Annotated in this window: 12 protein-coding genes; 8 read left to right on the forward strand and 4 right to left on the reverse strand. The window is 40.2% G+C overall.

The features are described 5' to 3' along the window. Positions 1 to 24 precede the first annotated feature (24 nt). Entirely contained in the window at positions 25 to 2523 is a 2499-nt protein-coding gene (gene topA / locus BFP77_RS02460; RefSeq protein WP_099572497.1) for a type I DNA topoisomerase, read from the reverse strand. 190 nt (positions 2524 to 2713) lie between these two features. Between topA and BFP77_RS02465 the strand changes: the two genes are divergently transcribed. Further along, a complete protein-coding gene (locus BFP77_RS02465) occupies positions 2714 to 5857 on the forward strand; it encodes a WD40/YVTN/BNR-like repeat-containing protein (protein ID WP_099572498.1) in 3144 nt (1047 codons plus the stop codon). A gap of 58 nt (positions 5858 to 5915) precedes the next feature. Here BFP77_RS02465 and BFP77_RS02470 read toward each other — a convergent pair whose 3' ends face one another. After that, positions 5916 to 7196 (reverse strand): LVIVD repeat-containing protein, encoded by a 1281-nt coding sequence (locus BFP77_RS02470; protein ID WP_099572499.1) that lies wholly within the window; start codon positions 7194 to 7196, stop codon positions 5916 to 5918. 74 nt (positions 7197 to 7270) lie between these two features. Beyond that, complete coding sequence (locus BFP77_RS02475; protein WP_099572500.1) at positions 7271 to 8002, reverse strand: hypothetical protein; 732 nt, start codon at positions 8000 to 8002, stop codon at positions 7271 to 7273. A gap of 167 nt (positions 8003 to 8169) precedes the next feature. Here BFP77_RS02475 and miaB point away from each other — a divergent pair, with 167 nt between their 5' ends. The 7 genes from miaB to groL all read left to right on the forward strand — a co-directional run bounded on the left by miaB (position 8170) and on the right by groL (position 14946). Next, positions 8170 to 9615, forward strand: coding sequence for a tRNA (N6-isopentenyl adenosine(37)-C2)-methylthiotransferase MiaB (gene miaB / locus BFP77_RS02480; protein WP_099572501.1), 1446 nt, complete (start codon positions 8170 to 8172; stop codon positions 9613 to 9615). 32 nt (positions 9616 to 9647) lie between these two features. Further along, complete coding sequence (locus tag BFP77_RS02485) at positions 9648 to 10916, forward strand: sigma-54 interaction domain-containing protein (RefSeq protein ID WP_099572502.1); 1269 nt, start codon at positions 9648 to 9650, stop codon at positions 10914 to 10916. Positions 10917 to 10936: 20 nt separating this feature from the next. After that, on the forward strand, positions 10937 to 11458 hold the full coding sequence (locus BFP77_RS02490) for an LptE family protein (protein WP_099572503.1): 522 nt from the start codon (positions 10937 to 10939) through the stop codon (positions 11456 to 11458). Between the two features lie 97 nt (positions 11459 to 11555). Further along, the gene (locus BFP77_RS02495) at positions 11556 to 12413 is read left to right on the forward strand and encodes a hypothetical protein (RefSeq protein ID WP_099572504.1); all 858 of its coding nucleotides are present in this window, start codon (positions 11556 to 11558) and stop codon (positions 12411 to 12413) included. A 5-nt stretch (positions 12414 to 12418) separates the two neighbouring features. Beyond that, positions 12419 to 12778 (forward strand): preprotein translocase subunit SecG, encoded by a 360-nt coding sequence (gene secG / locus BFP77_RS02500; RefSeq protein ID WP_099572505.1) that lies wholly within the window; start codon positions 12419 to 12421, stop codon positions 12776 to 12778. A gap of 142 nt (positions 12779 to 12920) precedes the next feature. Then, the gene (locus BFP77_RS02505; RefSeq protein WP_099572506.1) at positions 12921 to 13199 is read left to right on the forward strand and encodes a co-chaperone GroES; all 279 of its coding nucleotides are present in this window, start codon (positions 12921 to 12923) and stop codon (positions 13197 to 13199) included. A 112-nt stretch (positions 13200 to 13311) separates the two neighbouring features. Next, the gene (gene groL / locus BFP77_RS02510; RefSeq protein WP_099572507.1) at positions 13312 to 14946 is read left to right on the forward strand and encodes a chaperonin GroEL; all 1635 of its coding nucleotides are present in this window, start codon (positions 13312 to 13314) and stop codon (positions 14944 to 14946) included. 312 nt (positions 14947 to 15258) lie between these two features. On the opposite strand, the gene BFP77_RS02515 is transcribed toward groL, so the two are convergent. Continuing rightward, on the reverse strand, positions 15259 to 15699 hold a 441-nt coding region (locus BFP77_RS02515), incomplete at its 5' end, for an integrase core domain-containing protein (protein WP_143751824.1).

The following is a 15699-nucleotide window of genomic DNA, read 5'->3' on the forward strand; positions in this document are numbered from 1 at the left end:
TTTCTGCATAGTACTACTACCTACCTACTTCTTTTTCGCTTTTGCCTTTGGTTTAGCTTTCGCCTTTTTTTTCGGGGTCTTTTTTTCTATTAATGCGGATGCTTCTTTCAATGTCATTTTGGTAGCATCGACTGTTTTTGCAAGCTCCACCTTAATTTTTCCTTTAATAATATTGTGCCTGCCCCATCTTGCCTTCTCTATACGAATACCTTCTTCTTCCCAGTTCTGTACAACTTTATCAATCTCTTTTTGCTTTTTCACTTCAATCAACTCTACAATATCATCGTAGGACAGATTATCAAAATCGTACTTCTTATTAACGTTAATGAACATTCCGTCCCATTTAATAAAAGGACCAAAACGACCTGTACCTTTTTGCACGTCCTTACCCTCATACTGCGCTATTGGAGCATCTGCCTTTTGTTTTGCTACAATTAACTCTATTGCACGGTCCATATCGATTTCCATGGGATCATCACTTTTCTCCATGGAAATAAACTTCTTGCCAAATTTTACATAAGGACCAAAACGCCCAACGTTGGCTTCTACCTCTTCTCCTTCATAAACCCCCAATTTTCGTGGCAGTTTAAAAAGGTCCATTGCTTCTTCATAGGTAATCGTATTCAATGATTGGTCTGGCAGCAAACTTGCAAAAGTGGGCTTCTCCTCATCGTCTACGGTACCCACTTGTACCATAGGACCAAATCTCCCCAAACGTACGGAAACCTGTTTTCCTGTCTTAGGGTCTTTCCCAAGAATACGCTCGCCGCTGGCACGATCCGCATTTTCCTCTACATCCAACACATTAGGATGAAAATCTTTATAGAAGCTTTTCATCATTTTTTTCCAGTCCTCTTCGCCTGAAGCAATCTCATCAAAATCTTCCTCTACCTGTGCCGTAAAATTGTAATCCAAGATATTGGCGAAATTGGCCACCAAGAAATCCGTTACGATCATACCGATGTCCGTTGGCACCATCTTACCCTTATCCGACCCTACGTTTTCTGAAAGATTTTTGACTTTAATGTTATCGGACTCCAATAGTAATTGTACGTATTTCCGTTCCTTACCTTCTATAGTTCCTTTCTCAACATAGCCTCTGTTGAGAATAGTAGAAATGGTGGGAGCATACGTAGATGGTCTTCCTATACCTAATTCTTCTAGCTTCTTTACCAAGGATGCTTCGGTAAAGCGATAGGGTGCCCTAGAAAATCTTTCTGTCGCGGAAATGAATATGTTTTGCAAGGCCTCCCCAACTTTCATTGCCGGCAACATTCCCTCCTGCTCTTCAGCAAGGTCTTCCTCATCAACACCTTCCATATACACTTTTAGGAAACCATCAAACTTTATAACCTCTCCGTTAGCCGTAAATTCCTCCGGATGCTTGCTTGCCTTTATCTTCACATTGGTACGTTCCAATTCGGCATCACTCATCTGAGAAGCAATAGTTCTTTTCCAGATAAGGTCGTATAATTTAGATTGGTCCCGTTCTAAGGAAGGGGATTGATTCTCTAAATTGGTAGGTCTCACCGCTTCATGTGCCTCCTGAGCTCCTTTTGATTTTCCAGTGAAGCTTCTGACCTTACTATATTTTTCCCCATAGTTTTTTACGATAGCATCTTTGGCACCGTTCACCGCTTCCTTAGAGAGGTTCACACTATCGGTTCTCATATAGGTAATGAGTCCGGCCTCATATAAACGCTGCGCTACCTGCATTGTTCTTCCTACGGAAAAGTATAGTTTTCGCGAGGCCTCTTGTTGCAACGTTGATGTGGTAAAAGGTGCGGAGGGTGATTTTTTAGCTGGTTTCTTATCTAGTTTACTTACAGAAAAATCAGCACCAATATTCTTTTCCAAAAACGTTTGTGCTTCTTCTTTGGAAGCGAATGTCTTACCCAATTTGGCCGAAAAACTACTTCCAGAGCTTGTTTTAAATTCTGCCGCTATTCTAAAGGAAGCTTCTGGTGTAAAAGCTTCGATACTTCTTTCTCGCTCAACAATAAGTCTTACTGCAACAGATTGAACTCTACCCGCAGATAGTCCGGGCTTTATTTTTTTCCACAATACGGGAGATAACTGGTATCCTACCAAACGGTCCAACACCCTACGGGCCTGTTGCGCATTTACCAAGTTATAGTTTATCTCTCTTGGATTCTCAATAGCTTTCTGGATTGCTGCTTTGGTTACAGAGTTAAAGACTATTCGTTTGGTCTTCTTTTTATCCAGACCAAGCTCTTCCGCCAGATGCCAAGATATAGCCTCCCCTTCGCGGTCCTCATCACTCGCTAGCCATATAACTTCGGCTTTCTTTGCTAAATCCTTTAATTTTTTGACCAAGGCTTTTTTGTCCTTGTCCACAATATACTTCGGCTCAAAATCATTGTCCACATCTACACCCAATTCCTTCGACGGTAAATCTGCAATATGACCAAAGCTAGATTCCACCTTAAAGTCTTTTCCAAGGAACTTTTCAATAGTCTTCGCTTTCGCGGGAGACTCAACAATTACCAAATTCTTAGCCATGCAGTAGTATATTTTGAGCAACAAAAGTAGTTGAATTTTTTAATTTCCTGCTATGACCTTATGATATGGCGTCATATTTAAAATTAAATAACTCCTGAATTGACCTTATAACCGAAAAGTGAAATTTACTGTTATACCGAGCAAAAAGCATATAATATCCTTATTTTTAAAGCACACTAGATTTTACAAAATGAAAAAAACTATCACGTATCTAACACTGAGCATACTTGTCTTAACGGCAATACCATTAAATGCACAACGAAATAAGAAAACCTCCAATACCTTGGTCTTCGATGAATCTTTATATAATGGTATCGAATGGCGTTTGGTAGGACCGTTTAGGGGAGGTAGAGCAGGTACCGCTACAGGTGTGCCAAATGACCCAAACCTATATTATATGGGTACTGCAGGTGGCGGTGTTTGGAAAACTACGGATGCCGGTAGCACTTGGAGCTGTATTTCCGATGGGTATTTTGGTGGCTCTATAGGGGCTGTGGCCGTCGCGGAGTCCGACCCCAATGTAATATATGTAGGAGAAGGAGAGCAGACTTTAAGAGGTAATGTTTCTTCAGGAAATGGGGTGTGGAAAAGTGTTGACGCCGGAGAAAGCTGGACCTTCATTGGTCTCAAAGGCACCGAACACATCTCCCGTATTAGGATTCACCCCACAAACCCAGACATTGTTTATGTGGCTGCAATTGGTAATTTATGGAAACCCAATAACGAGCGTGGCGTTTTTCGCAGTATTGATGGCGGAAACAACTGGGAAAAAATACTATTCGAAAGTGAAAAAGCAGGTGCGGGAGACTTAGTCCTTGACCCCAACAATCCAAGAATACTTTACGCCGCCACTTGGGAAATGAAACGTAACGGCTACCGGATGGATAGTGGCGGACCTGATAGCAAAATATACAAAAGTACGGACAGCGGAGATTCATGGACAGATATATCAAAGTTTGAAGGCCTTCCAGAAGGGCCATGGGGAATTGTAGGGATAACAGTGTCTCCTTTAGACTCGGATAGAGTTTGGGCTATTATTGAAGCAGAGGAAGGTGGATTATACAGATCTGATGACGCAGGAAAAACATGGGAGAAAATCAATGAAAATAGAGCACTGCGCCAACGCGCTTGGTACTATAGCCGTATCTACGCGGATACGCAGAATAAGGACAAGGTCTATGTCATGAACGTTAGTTATGGGGTATCTACGGACGGAGGAAAAACATTTACTTTAAAAAATGCTCCACATGGAGACCATCACGATTTATGGATAGACCCTAATAATAATAATCGTATGGTTATTGCAGACGATGGGGGCGCTCAGATATCTAATGACGGGGGAGATAACTGGACCACCTATCACAACCAACCAACAGCTCAGTTTTACAGGGTCACCACGGACAACTCTTTCCCATATCGTATTTATGGTGCGCAACAGGACAATAGTACCGTGCGTATAGCGCATCGGGTTTCCGGTTCCACTATTGGAGAGGGTGATTGGGAACCCACAGCCGGAGGTGAGAGTGCGCACCTTGCGCCGGATCCAGAAAACAACGAAATTGTTTATGGGGGAACTTACAAAGGCTATATGATGAGACAAGACCATAGTGTGGACCAAACCAGGTCCATTAACGTATGGCCAGATAATCCGGCGGGGTCCGGAGCAGAAGTTATGAAATACCGTTTTAACTGGAACTTTCCCGTTAAGTTCAGCATACATGACCCCAATAGACTTTTCGTAGGGTCTAATTTTTTACATGAAACCACAAACGAAGGACAATCTTGGAAAACCATCTCGCCAGACCTTACAAGAGGCCTTCCCGAAACGATAAAATCTTCGGGTGGACCCATTACACAAGATAATACAGGAGCAGAATTCTATTCCAACCTATTCGCTATTAATGAATCACCTTTGGAAGAAGGAGTCATTTGGGTAGGTAGTGATGACGGACTTATACATATAACCAAAGATAATGGCGCAACTTGGGAAAATATTACACCTCCTGTTGGAATGAGCCCAAAACTAAATATGATCAATTGTATAGACCCAAGCCCTTTTTCAAAAGGCACGGCATATGTCGCAGCAACGTCCTATAAGTTTGGCGATTATACACCATACCTCTATAAAACATCTGATTATGGCAAAACCTGGAAGGTGATTACCAATGGTATTAAAAGTAATCATTACACAAGAGCAATTAGATCGGACAAAACCAAAAAAGGTCTTTTATACGCAGGTACGGAATGGGGTATGTATGTCTCTTTTGACGATGGCTTAAACTGGAATTCCTTTCAATTAAACTTACCTGTAACGGCTATCAGAGATCTTCATGTTCGAGACAATGATTTAATTGCGGCCACCCATGGTAGAAGTTTTTGGATGATCGATGATTTAACCCCATTACATCAGCTTTCAAAAGAAATGGCTATAAATGATTTTCACTTGTACAAGCCAGACACTGCTTACAGAATGCAACAATCGCAGGGATGGGGACCATCAAATACCAAACTGGAAGGCCAGAATCATCCAGATGGTGCCATTATCAACTACTATGTTAAAGACAGTAAAAAGACGGATACCATTACGATTGATATTTTGGAGATGGATGGATCGTTAATTCAATCATTTTCAAATCACGCAAAGCAGGACAAGTTAAATCCTGCATCAACCAAATCCCTAGAAGTGAAAAGCGGAGGGAATAGACTTATCTGGAATATGCGCTATCCCGGTTACAAAACCTTTAAAGGTATGGTCTTTTATTCTTCCCCGAATAGAGGTCCAAAAGCCGTACCTGGCCCGTATAAAGTAAGGCTCAACTATAACGGATCAACTTCAGAAGAAACGTTTACCATTGTAAAAGACCCTAGGCTATCGAATTCAGCATCGGACTACAAAAAACAGTTCGACTTTTTAATAGCTGTCAGAAATGAAGTTTCAAGGGCTAATGACGCCATAACCACAATCCGTGCGGTAAAGGAAGACTTAAACTACTTGAACAAGAAAGCAATTGGCAACGAAGACCTTAAAAATCTGCTTAGCGAGTTTGAAACGAAGATGACCGTAATTGAGAACAACATTCATATGACCAAAAACCAAAGCAGACAAGATCCTCTGAACTATGGAATCCGCATAAACAATAGATTGGCGTTTTTACTTGCGGACTCTCAACGTGGAGACTATCCGCCTACCGATCAATCCTTGGCTTTCTTTGCTGAAGTAACAAGGGAGTTAAATACGGAAATCAATGACTTAAATGAATTGCTGGATACTTATATCACCACAATAAACGAGAAGGTCACAGAAAATAAAATCAAGATGATTTCCCTCAAATAAACAACAGAATTGACAAAAAAAGGCCGCTTCGTAGCGGCCTTTTTTTGATGTTCTATCTCTAATTCAGCTCAAAAGTGCTAATTAGTTCTATATTATTTTCCACATAGTCATACTGATATAATGTTTGCTCACCGATCATCAACAAGGAACCATCCAAAGGAATAACATCATAGGCGAAAATATCTTCAAAATGATCTATCTCGGTTACGTTTGGTGCATCACTTTTGTCAAAAACTTTTAGCCCTGCTTCCCCATCACATACAAAAAGCCTATCCCCTTTAATTCCTAGACCGTTGGGACCGCTCATTGGATATATTACCTTTAATTCTGGATTTGCCAAATCAGAAACATCTACCACGTACAAACCACTGTCCGCATTTCCGCAAAAGTTCCCTCCTTTTAAAGTTACATAAGCATAATCTCCATCTACGACCACCGGGTCGCATGCCGTGCCATGTCGAAATTCTGAAATAAAAGTAGGTTTTTGTGGCTCTGTAATATCATAGATATACATGCCCTGTCTACCTCCAATGAAAAGCACATCTCCTTGATTAAAAATTGTTTCGATATCCCAAGCGACCTGCACATCCTCAAGTGTTTCCGGATTGGCTACATCGCTAATGTCGAAAATATTGATATTACTATAATCTACCACATACAGATAATCACCAACTATCTTGAATCTGGCCAAGGAACCTCCTTGCCCTACAGACCTTCCAGGTCCACTATCGGAAGACGTGGTGTTGGCCAAAGAAGAATCCTCATAATAGCGCCCTCCATATCTGCTTTCATATTCAGAAACCAATCTTCTTTCCGTTGTAACCGTCCAACCCACTATCGCATCCTTTTGATAGTCATAATTGCCATAATCATAAAAGTCTGCAGTAGGATATTCAAGGTCCGTTGCCCAGATACCCCCATTTTCGTAAATCGCATTTACAATACGATTGGAAACTTTAATGTCATTAATATTAGCTATATCAAAAATCACAAGGTCTCCATAACTATCGGCATACAACTTGTCGTCCTTCACTGAAATATCATAATTTCCTTCTAACTTGATAAATGCAATACGCTCCGGAGCCGTGGGATTACTATTATCAATGACATGAAAACCACGATTTACATCGTTTACAAAAATGTAACTTCTGTACGTGTATATTTTTCCAGAAGAAATAATCGGTTCGGGTTCCGTTACAGAAACGGCTTGTGCCTTGAATTGTGCCACATCCATGGTAAGTGGTCTAGCTACTTGATAATCCTCGTAGGTATCCCCGTTGTCACAGGAAACCAGAAAACCAACAGCAACCAAAACCAGTAAAAAAGCTTTCTTTCTCATTTTACACTATTTATTGGGTTATACCTTTAAGACGTGGCAATCGCCTTTTAGTTGCGTAGATTTCCATGGTAAAATTATTCGTTTAATGAATCGAAGCCAACACCATACTTATATATATAATACGTTGGTATTTTAGAAAGCATGGCAGTAAATAGCACTCCCACGCAACAGAGGATAATGCCTAATTCTGCAACGATACCCATAACAATGAGAAGACCAAAAATAACGAGCCAGTTTTTATTTCCTAAAGTAAAACTAGCTTTTACAGTATCCATGGCGTTAAGCTCTTCATTAAAGGCCAAAAAGGCGGGGAACAGCGACATAGGCACTATTACATATAAAATGCCCAAACCACATAAGAGACTGCCCAACAAACTTAACCCAAGCATTATAAGGGCTACTATTACGATTTTCCCCAAACGCCCATCCTTGAAAAAATAGAAGTAATCTTCACTCACTACTTCATTATTATCCTTCTGCCTACATATCCTAAGAAATGCAGCATTTAGCGCTATACCAAAAGTCATTACCCCAAGCAAAAAAACAGGCATTAGTAGCACCATGGCCACAACCACCATCGGGGGCATTTCTTCGTTGCGTAACATATCCGGGTCAGTAATCCCTGCGGCGATCATAGGAATATAGATCATGATATAAAATGGCAGAATGGTGACCAGCGTTAACAAAAGTGTAATAAAACCTTGAAGCCATACTTTTTTAAATAGTGCTACGGATTCACTAAATATTAACCCAAATTCCAAGGGTGACTTTTCTGTTATTTTTTGGTCTAAGGTCTCTAAACTCATGTTGGTACTTTAATTTAAATAAATTTAAGCATCTTAGTTCAAAGCTTAAAATTACACTAAATAAACTGCCAACTTGTCACATTTTTGAATATAGTATTATCTTTGTTACCCGCTACGTCTAAACGACACATTTGAAATCACGGGGACGTAGAAGAAGTTCGGCATATATGGAGAAGACAATAGATGAAACAAAACAGGGTACAACATTAAAGCTTGAAAATTCGGTACAGAACGGCCGTAAACTTTTTATTGAAAGTTATGGCTGTGCGATGAATTTTTCCGACAGTGAAATTGTTGCATCCATCTTGGCAAAAGAAGGCTTCAATACTACCCAAACCCTTGCCGATGCAGATTTGGTTTTGGTAAACACCTGCTCTATAAGGGATAAGGCAGAACAGACCATAAGAAAGCGATTAACGGAATATAATGCCGCAAAAAAATTACGCCCCCATTTAAAAGTGGGTGTTCTGGGCTGTATGGCAGAACGCTTGAAGGATAAATTGCTGGATGAGGAAAAAATAGTGGACATGGTGGTGGGGCCGGACGCCTACAAAGACCTTCCCAATCTGATCAAGGAAGTTGATTCTGGCCGGGACGCTGTAAATGTTATCCTTTCCAAGGACGAAACCTATGGAGATATCGCGCCCGTTCGTTTAAATTCAAACGGTGTTACTGCTTTCGTATCCATTACAAGAGGATGTGATAACATGTGTACCTTTTGTGTTGTTCCGTTTACTAGAGGAAGGGAGCGTAGTCGCGACCCACAATCCATTCTTGCAGAAATTGCAACATTATGGGATAAAGGCTTCAAGGAAATTACCCTTCTTGGTCAAAATGTGGATAGTTATTTGTGGTACGGCGGAGGACTCAAAAAAGGTTTTGAAAAGGCAACCGAGATGCAGAAAGCCACAGCGGTAAGATTTGCTAGATTATTGGAAATGGTAGCGCAAGCGCATCCTAAAATGCGTATTCGTTTCTCAACATCCAACCCACAGGACATGACTTTGGACGTTATTGAAACCATGGCAAAATTTGATAACATTTGTAATCACGTGCATTTGCCCGTACAAAGTGGCAGTAATCGTATTCTAAAAGAAATGAACCGGCTTCATACTATCGAAGAATACTTTGAACTGGTAGACAATATCAGAAAAATCATACCAGACTGCAGTATATCGCAAGATATCATAGTTGGATTTCCTACGGAGACGGAGGAAGACCACGAAGACACTTTAAAGGCTTTGGATTATGTAAAGTACGATTTCGGTTATATGTACGCCTATTCTGAAAGACCCGGCACCATGGCGGGAAGAAAGATGGAAGACGATGTCCCTGCCCCGGTCAAGAAAAGGAGGCTATCCGAGATTATTGCCCTACAACGGGAACATTGCAGGTTTAGAACGGAAAAACATCTCGGAAAGATACAGGAAGTCCTCATTGAAGGTACTTCAAAAAAATCCGAAAACGAATGGATGGGAAGAAATTCCCAAAGCACGGTGGTAGTTTTTCCAAAGGAAAATTACAAGGTGGGCGATTTTGTGAATATAAAGATTAACGATTGTACGTCGGCAACCCTGATTGGAGAAGCAGTAGGATATTCCGATAATAATTAAGAGGAATACCCATGACTCTAATAGACTAATAAATGGAGAGTATACAAAGCATAAAACAACGGTTTGAGATTATTGGCCAAGACCCAAAGCTGAATAGGGCTTTGGAAAAAGCCATACAAGTAGCGCCAACGGACATTTCAGTTCTAGTTACCGGGGAAAGTGGTGTAGGAAAGGAATCCATTCCTAAGATCATACACTCCCTTTCACATAGAAAGCATGCAAAATATATTGCGGTAAACTGTGGCGCCATACCGGAAGGAACGATTGATAGTGAACTTTTTGGGCACGAAAAAGGGGCCTTTACAGGAGCTACCCAGACAAGAAGCGGTTATTTTGAAGTCGCTGACGGAGGTACTATTTTTCTAGATGAGGTAGGCGAACTACCACTTACAACCCAGGTTAGACTCCTACGTGTATTAGAAAACGGAGAATTTTTAAAGGTAGGTTCTTCGCAAGTACAAAAGACCGATGTACGAATTGTTGCCGCTACCAACGTAAACATGTTCGAAGCCATAAAAAAAGAAAAGTTCAGGGAAGACCTTTACTATCGTCTGAGCACTGTGGAAATAAATATTCCGCCTTTGCGTGAAAGACAGGAAGATATTCACTTGCTGTTCAGAAAGTTTGCTTCGGACTTTGGCCAAAAGTATAAAATGCCTACTATTAGGTTAGACGAGAACGCTGTAGCACTATTACTTAAATACAGGTGGCCGGGAAACATAAGACAACTCAGAAACATAGCTGAACAGATTTCCGTCCTTGAGGAGGGCAGGGCAATTTCTGGCGCTACACTGCATAGTTATTTGCCCAACAGTCAAGGGAATAATTTGCCCGCGGTAGTGAACAGTTCAAAGTCAGAGAGCGACTTTAGCAACGAACGAGAAATTCTTTACAAGGTTCTTTTTGACATGAAGGGGGACTTAAACGACCTGAAGAAACTGACCATGGAGCTTTTAAAGAACAACGATTCTCAAAAAGTCCAAGAGGAAAACGAAAATCTAATCCGCAAGATATACGGGGAAGAGGACGAAGAAATCGAGACTCAAGAAACAACCTCACTCAATGTGTTACAATTACCGGAACCAGCAATTGAAAAGCCATATGCACCCGTAGCGCAAGAAGACAAATATCATTTTGCGGAGGAAATCGAAGAAGAGGAAACCCTATCTTTACAGGAAAAAGAAATTGAACTGATTAAGAAATCACTTGATAGAAATAAGGGAAAAAGAAAAGCGGCCGCCTCCGAACTCGGAATTTCCGAACGCACCTTGTACAGAAAGATAAAACAGTACGACCTTTAAGGGTTTTCAAAATAGTATCGATGAAAAAACAAATTTCCATTTACACCCTTTACCTATCCATCTTATTATTGAACGGATGCGGCATCTATAATTTTACAGGTGGTAATGTGGGGACAGCAACTACATTTCAGGTAAACTACTTTCAAAATTACGCTACGCAAAGTCCCGGCTCTACCTTTGAACCCGGAATGGATAGGGATTTTACCTTGGCACTTCAAGACCGTATCCTGAACCAAACAAGCCTGGATTTGGTAAACAACGGAGATGCAGATTTACTGTACGAAGGCGAAATAACGGAATATAGAATTTCCCCCATGACCGCTACCGCCCAACAGACCGCCGCCCAGAACAGGTTGTCCGTTAGGGTTAAATGTAGATTTTACAATAATACCAAGGAAGATGCCGATTTTGACCAAAGCTTTTCCTTCTTTTTTGACTACCCCGCGGACGCACAACTTGCCGCAGTGAAAAGCGAAGCACACGAAGTTATTTTTGAACGGATTACCCAAGATATTTTCAACGCTTCACTTGCAGATTGGTAAATAAAAACGTAAACCATTAAATCAAGAAATATAAATTTTACAAATCCTTAAGAGCATAGATTAACTTTAATTTGGATTTGACACTTGAACTTTTAAAATGAAAGTCTCCGATTTCACATATTTTTTGGAACACCCTAATAAGGTAGTTGACCCGTTGCAGACAAAACAGCTGGAAGACATTTTAGAGGAGTACCCCTATTTTCAATCGGCCAGAGCACTACATTTAAAAGGACTTAAAAACCTTAATAGCTACAAATACAACAAGGCACTTAAGATTACCGCTTCCTACACAACGGACAGAGACGTTCTTTTTGATTTTATAACCTCCAAAGATTTCTTACATGATGATACTTTCAACAAACAGGTTATTACAGAAGAAGTATTAAAGAAGGAAGAGAAACCTCTTATCGAGGACTCAGCCGATAAACCGCTACCTCAGGACAAAAACGATGCAGAGCAGATATTAGACCCCGCACTTTTTAAGGCGAAAGAGAAACCTAAAAACGAAGCTGATACCTTAGAGATAGGAAAACCGCTGCCCTTTGACAAAAAAGAAAAGTATTCGTTTACGGAATGGCTGCAATTAACGGCAAAGAAACCAATTGTCAGAAACGAATTACCAGCCAAAGAACTCCCGGAAGAGAAAACTGAGGAAGAAGTCTTGAAAAAAGACGAAAAGCAAAGTAAGTTCGATAGAATAGATACGTTTATAGCCACTAATCCTAAAATAGTTCCCAAAGACAATATTCCACAGTCAGCCGCTGTTGCCAATTCTTCTAAATTAGACAAGAACGAACTAATGACAGAGACGCTTGCCAGGGTTTATTTAGAACAGAAAAAGTATAAAAATGCCATCCAAGCTTACAAAATTTTAAGTTTGAAATATCCGGAAAAAAGTGGTTTCTTTGCAGACCGAATTAAAGCGGTAGAAAAAATTAAACGCGAAAATAGCTAAGTATAATGAGTACATTTTCAATATTCCTGATTCTAATTATCATTGTTTGCTTTTTGCTTGTCTTGGTAATTATGGTGCAAAACCCTAAAGGTGGAGGCTTATCTTCCTCTTTTGGTGGTGGCGGTAACCAAGTTGTTGGTGGTGTTAAAAAGACAGGGGACTTTTTGGACAAAAGCACATGGACCCTTGCAGGGCTATTGGTTCTTTTGATATTAGCATCTAACATTGCACTCAAAGGTAATTTTGGTGACGCTGATTCTAAATTATTACAAGGAGACGATATTGAAACGGTTGTTCCAGAAACCTTACCCGAAGAAGTGACACCGGAAGTAACTCCCGATACTACTCCTACGGATAGTATATAAAACAGTGTACAATAGAATTATATAGATGCCAGCTTGTCACTAAGCTGGCATTTTTTCATTAAATATGTCAGGTTTTGTGCAATGGCATAATTTCTGACTATTAATCGTCAAACTAAAAAATCAATTATAAATTCATACTATTATGGCTAAAGTTAATATTAAACCACTGGCAGACAGAGTTCTTATAGAACCTATGGCAGCTGAAACCAAAACGGCTTCAGGAATCTACATTCCCGACACCGCAAAAGAAAAACCACAAAAAGGTAAAGTAGTTGCTGTTGGACCTGGAACAAAAGATGAAAAAGTCACGGTCAAGGTAGGAGATACCGTTCTTTACGGAAAATACGCTGGAACGGAGTTGAAATTAGAAGGCACGGATTACTTGATGATGCGCGAAAGCGACATCTTGGCTATTATCTAAAAATAAATCTAGGCTTCTGGCTATTAGCCTATAGCCTCAACTACAAATTAATTCACTAATTAAAATACTAGCCCAAGGCAATCAGCCAAAAGGCTAAAAACTAAAACACAAAATGGCAAAAGACATAAAATTTGATATCGACGCAAGAGATGGCCTCAAGAGAGGAGTCGATGCATTGGCTAATGCAGTGAAGGTAACTTTAGGACCTAAAGGAAGAAACGTAATCATCAGCAAATCTTTTGGTGCACCACAAGTAACCAAAGATGGTGTAACGGTAGCGAAAGAAATTGAGCTTGCGGACGCTTTGGAGAATATGGGCGCACAGATGGTAAAAGAAGTTGCTTCTAAAACCAACGATTTGGCAGGTGATGGTACTACTACCGCAACTGTTTTAGCACAGGCTATCGTTAAGGAAGGACTTAAGAACGTGGCAGCAGGTGCTAATCCAATGGATTTAAAGAGAGGTATAGACAAAGCTGTTGAGGCTATCGTTACCGATTTATCAAAACAATCTAAAAAAGTAGGTGATTCTTCAGAAAAGATAAAGCAAGTTGCTTCTATCTCTGCGAACAATGACGATGCCATTGGCGATTTAATAGCTCAGGCTTTTGGAAAGGTTGGTAAAGAGGGTGTCATTACCGTGGAAGAAGCTAAAGGAACGGATACTTATGTAGACGTTGTTGAAGGTATGCAATTTGATAGAGGCTACCTTTCTCCTTATTTCGTTACGGACTCTGAAAAAATGGTAGCGGAATTGGAAAGCCCGTATATCTTGTTATTCGACAAGAAAATATCTTCCATGAAAGATTTGCTTCCAGTTTTAGAGCCGGTAGCGCAATCTGGAAAACCGCTTTTGATTATCGCAGAAGATGTTGATGGTGAAGCCTTAGCTACTTTGGTAGTTAACAAACTAAGAGGTTCTCTAAAAATTGCCGCTGTAAAAGCTCCAGGCTTTGGTGATCGCAGAAAAGCAATGTTAGAGGATATCGCTATCCTAACAGGTGGTACCGTTATTTCTGAGGAAAGAGGGTTCTCTTTAGACAATACCACTATTGATATGTTAGGTACTTGTGAGAAGGTACAAATAGACAAAGACAATACAACCGTAGTAAATGGTGGTGGTGTTGCCAGAGATATCAAAACGAGAGTAAATCAAATTAAATCTCAGATTGAAACAACAACATCTGATTACGATAAGGAAAAACTACAAGAGCGTTTAGCCAAGTTGGCCGGTGGTGTTGCAGTTCTTTATGTGGGTGCTGCTTCCGAGGTAGAAATGAAAGAGAAAAAAGACCGTGTTGATGATGCGCTACATGCAACAAGAGCTGCTGTAGAAGAAGGTATCGTTGCCGGTGGTGGTGTTGCCTTGGTAAGAGCGAAAGCCGTTTTGACCAAAGTCGCTACAGAAAATGAAGACGAAGCCACAGGTTTACAGATTGTTGCGCGCGCTATTGAAGCACCGTTAAGAACCATTGTTTCTAATGCGGGTGGTGAAGGCTCTGTTGTAATCGCTAAAATTCTTGAAGGAAAAGGTGATTACGGATACGATGCCAAATCTGAAAAATACGTTGAAATGATGAAGGCCGGTATTATAGATCCTAAGAAAGTAACTAGAGTTGCATTAGAGAACGCTGCTTCGGTCTCCGGTATGATCTTAACTACCGAATGTGCTTTAACGGACATTAAAGAAGATGCTCCTGCAATGCCGCCTATGGGCGGTGGCGGCGGAATGCCAGGTATGATGTAGTGGTGATTCGCCACGGGCTAGAAATTAGTTCGTTCACGGATATCACATATTCATAATTCATTTTAAACCCGCTTTTGGTAAACTCCAAAAGCGGGTTTCTTTGTTTATAATAGCCTTTTGAGCACAGCTTAAATATGCCTTTAATGGTTCATACTCAAAATTGCGTTTAAATCATCAATAGTATACTTCTCAGAGAGCTTCTTACCGTTCAAATAAGCCGTAGGCGTATTAACAATACTTACTTTATCTGACCACAGATAATGATGTTCTAAATGTCTAGTCCTGAAATATGGCTACAGGTTAAAAATTGATTTACGCTGTTAATTTATATACCATATTGGGTGTTTTGTAGTCTAAAGATAAATGTAATCTTATTTCGTTGTATAGATTTATCGCATTTTTTGTTGCTCTTTTAGCGTGTTGTAGGCTATCAAAGGTTTGATCAAGATAGAACTCGTCTTTTAATATACCATTTACACGTTCTGCCATTGCGTTTTCGTAGCAATGATTTTCTTCTGTCATACTGATATAGATGTTATTACGCTTTAAAATTTGAGTGTAAAGGTTACTGCAATACTGTATGCCTCTATCTGAATGATGAATAAGTTGTTTAATATCTTTAGCTTGATATAAGGCCTTATTTAAAGCTCTCACACAACCTTTAAGTTCTAGGCTATTACTGATGTCATACCCAACGATTTTACGGCTGTGCATATCTGTAATTAGCGCTAAGTAACAAAAGCCTTTTATAGT

This window comes from Maribacter sp. 4U21 (assembly GCF_002742365.1).
GTDB lineage: Bacteria > Bacteroidota > Bacteroidia > Flavobacteriales > Flavobacteriaceae > Maribacter.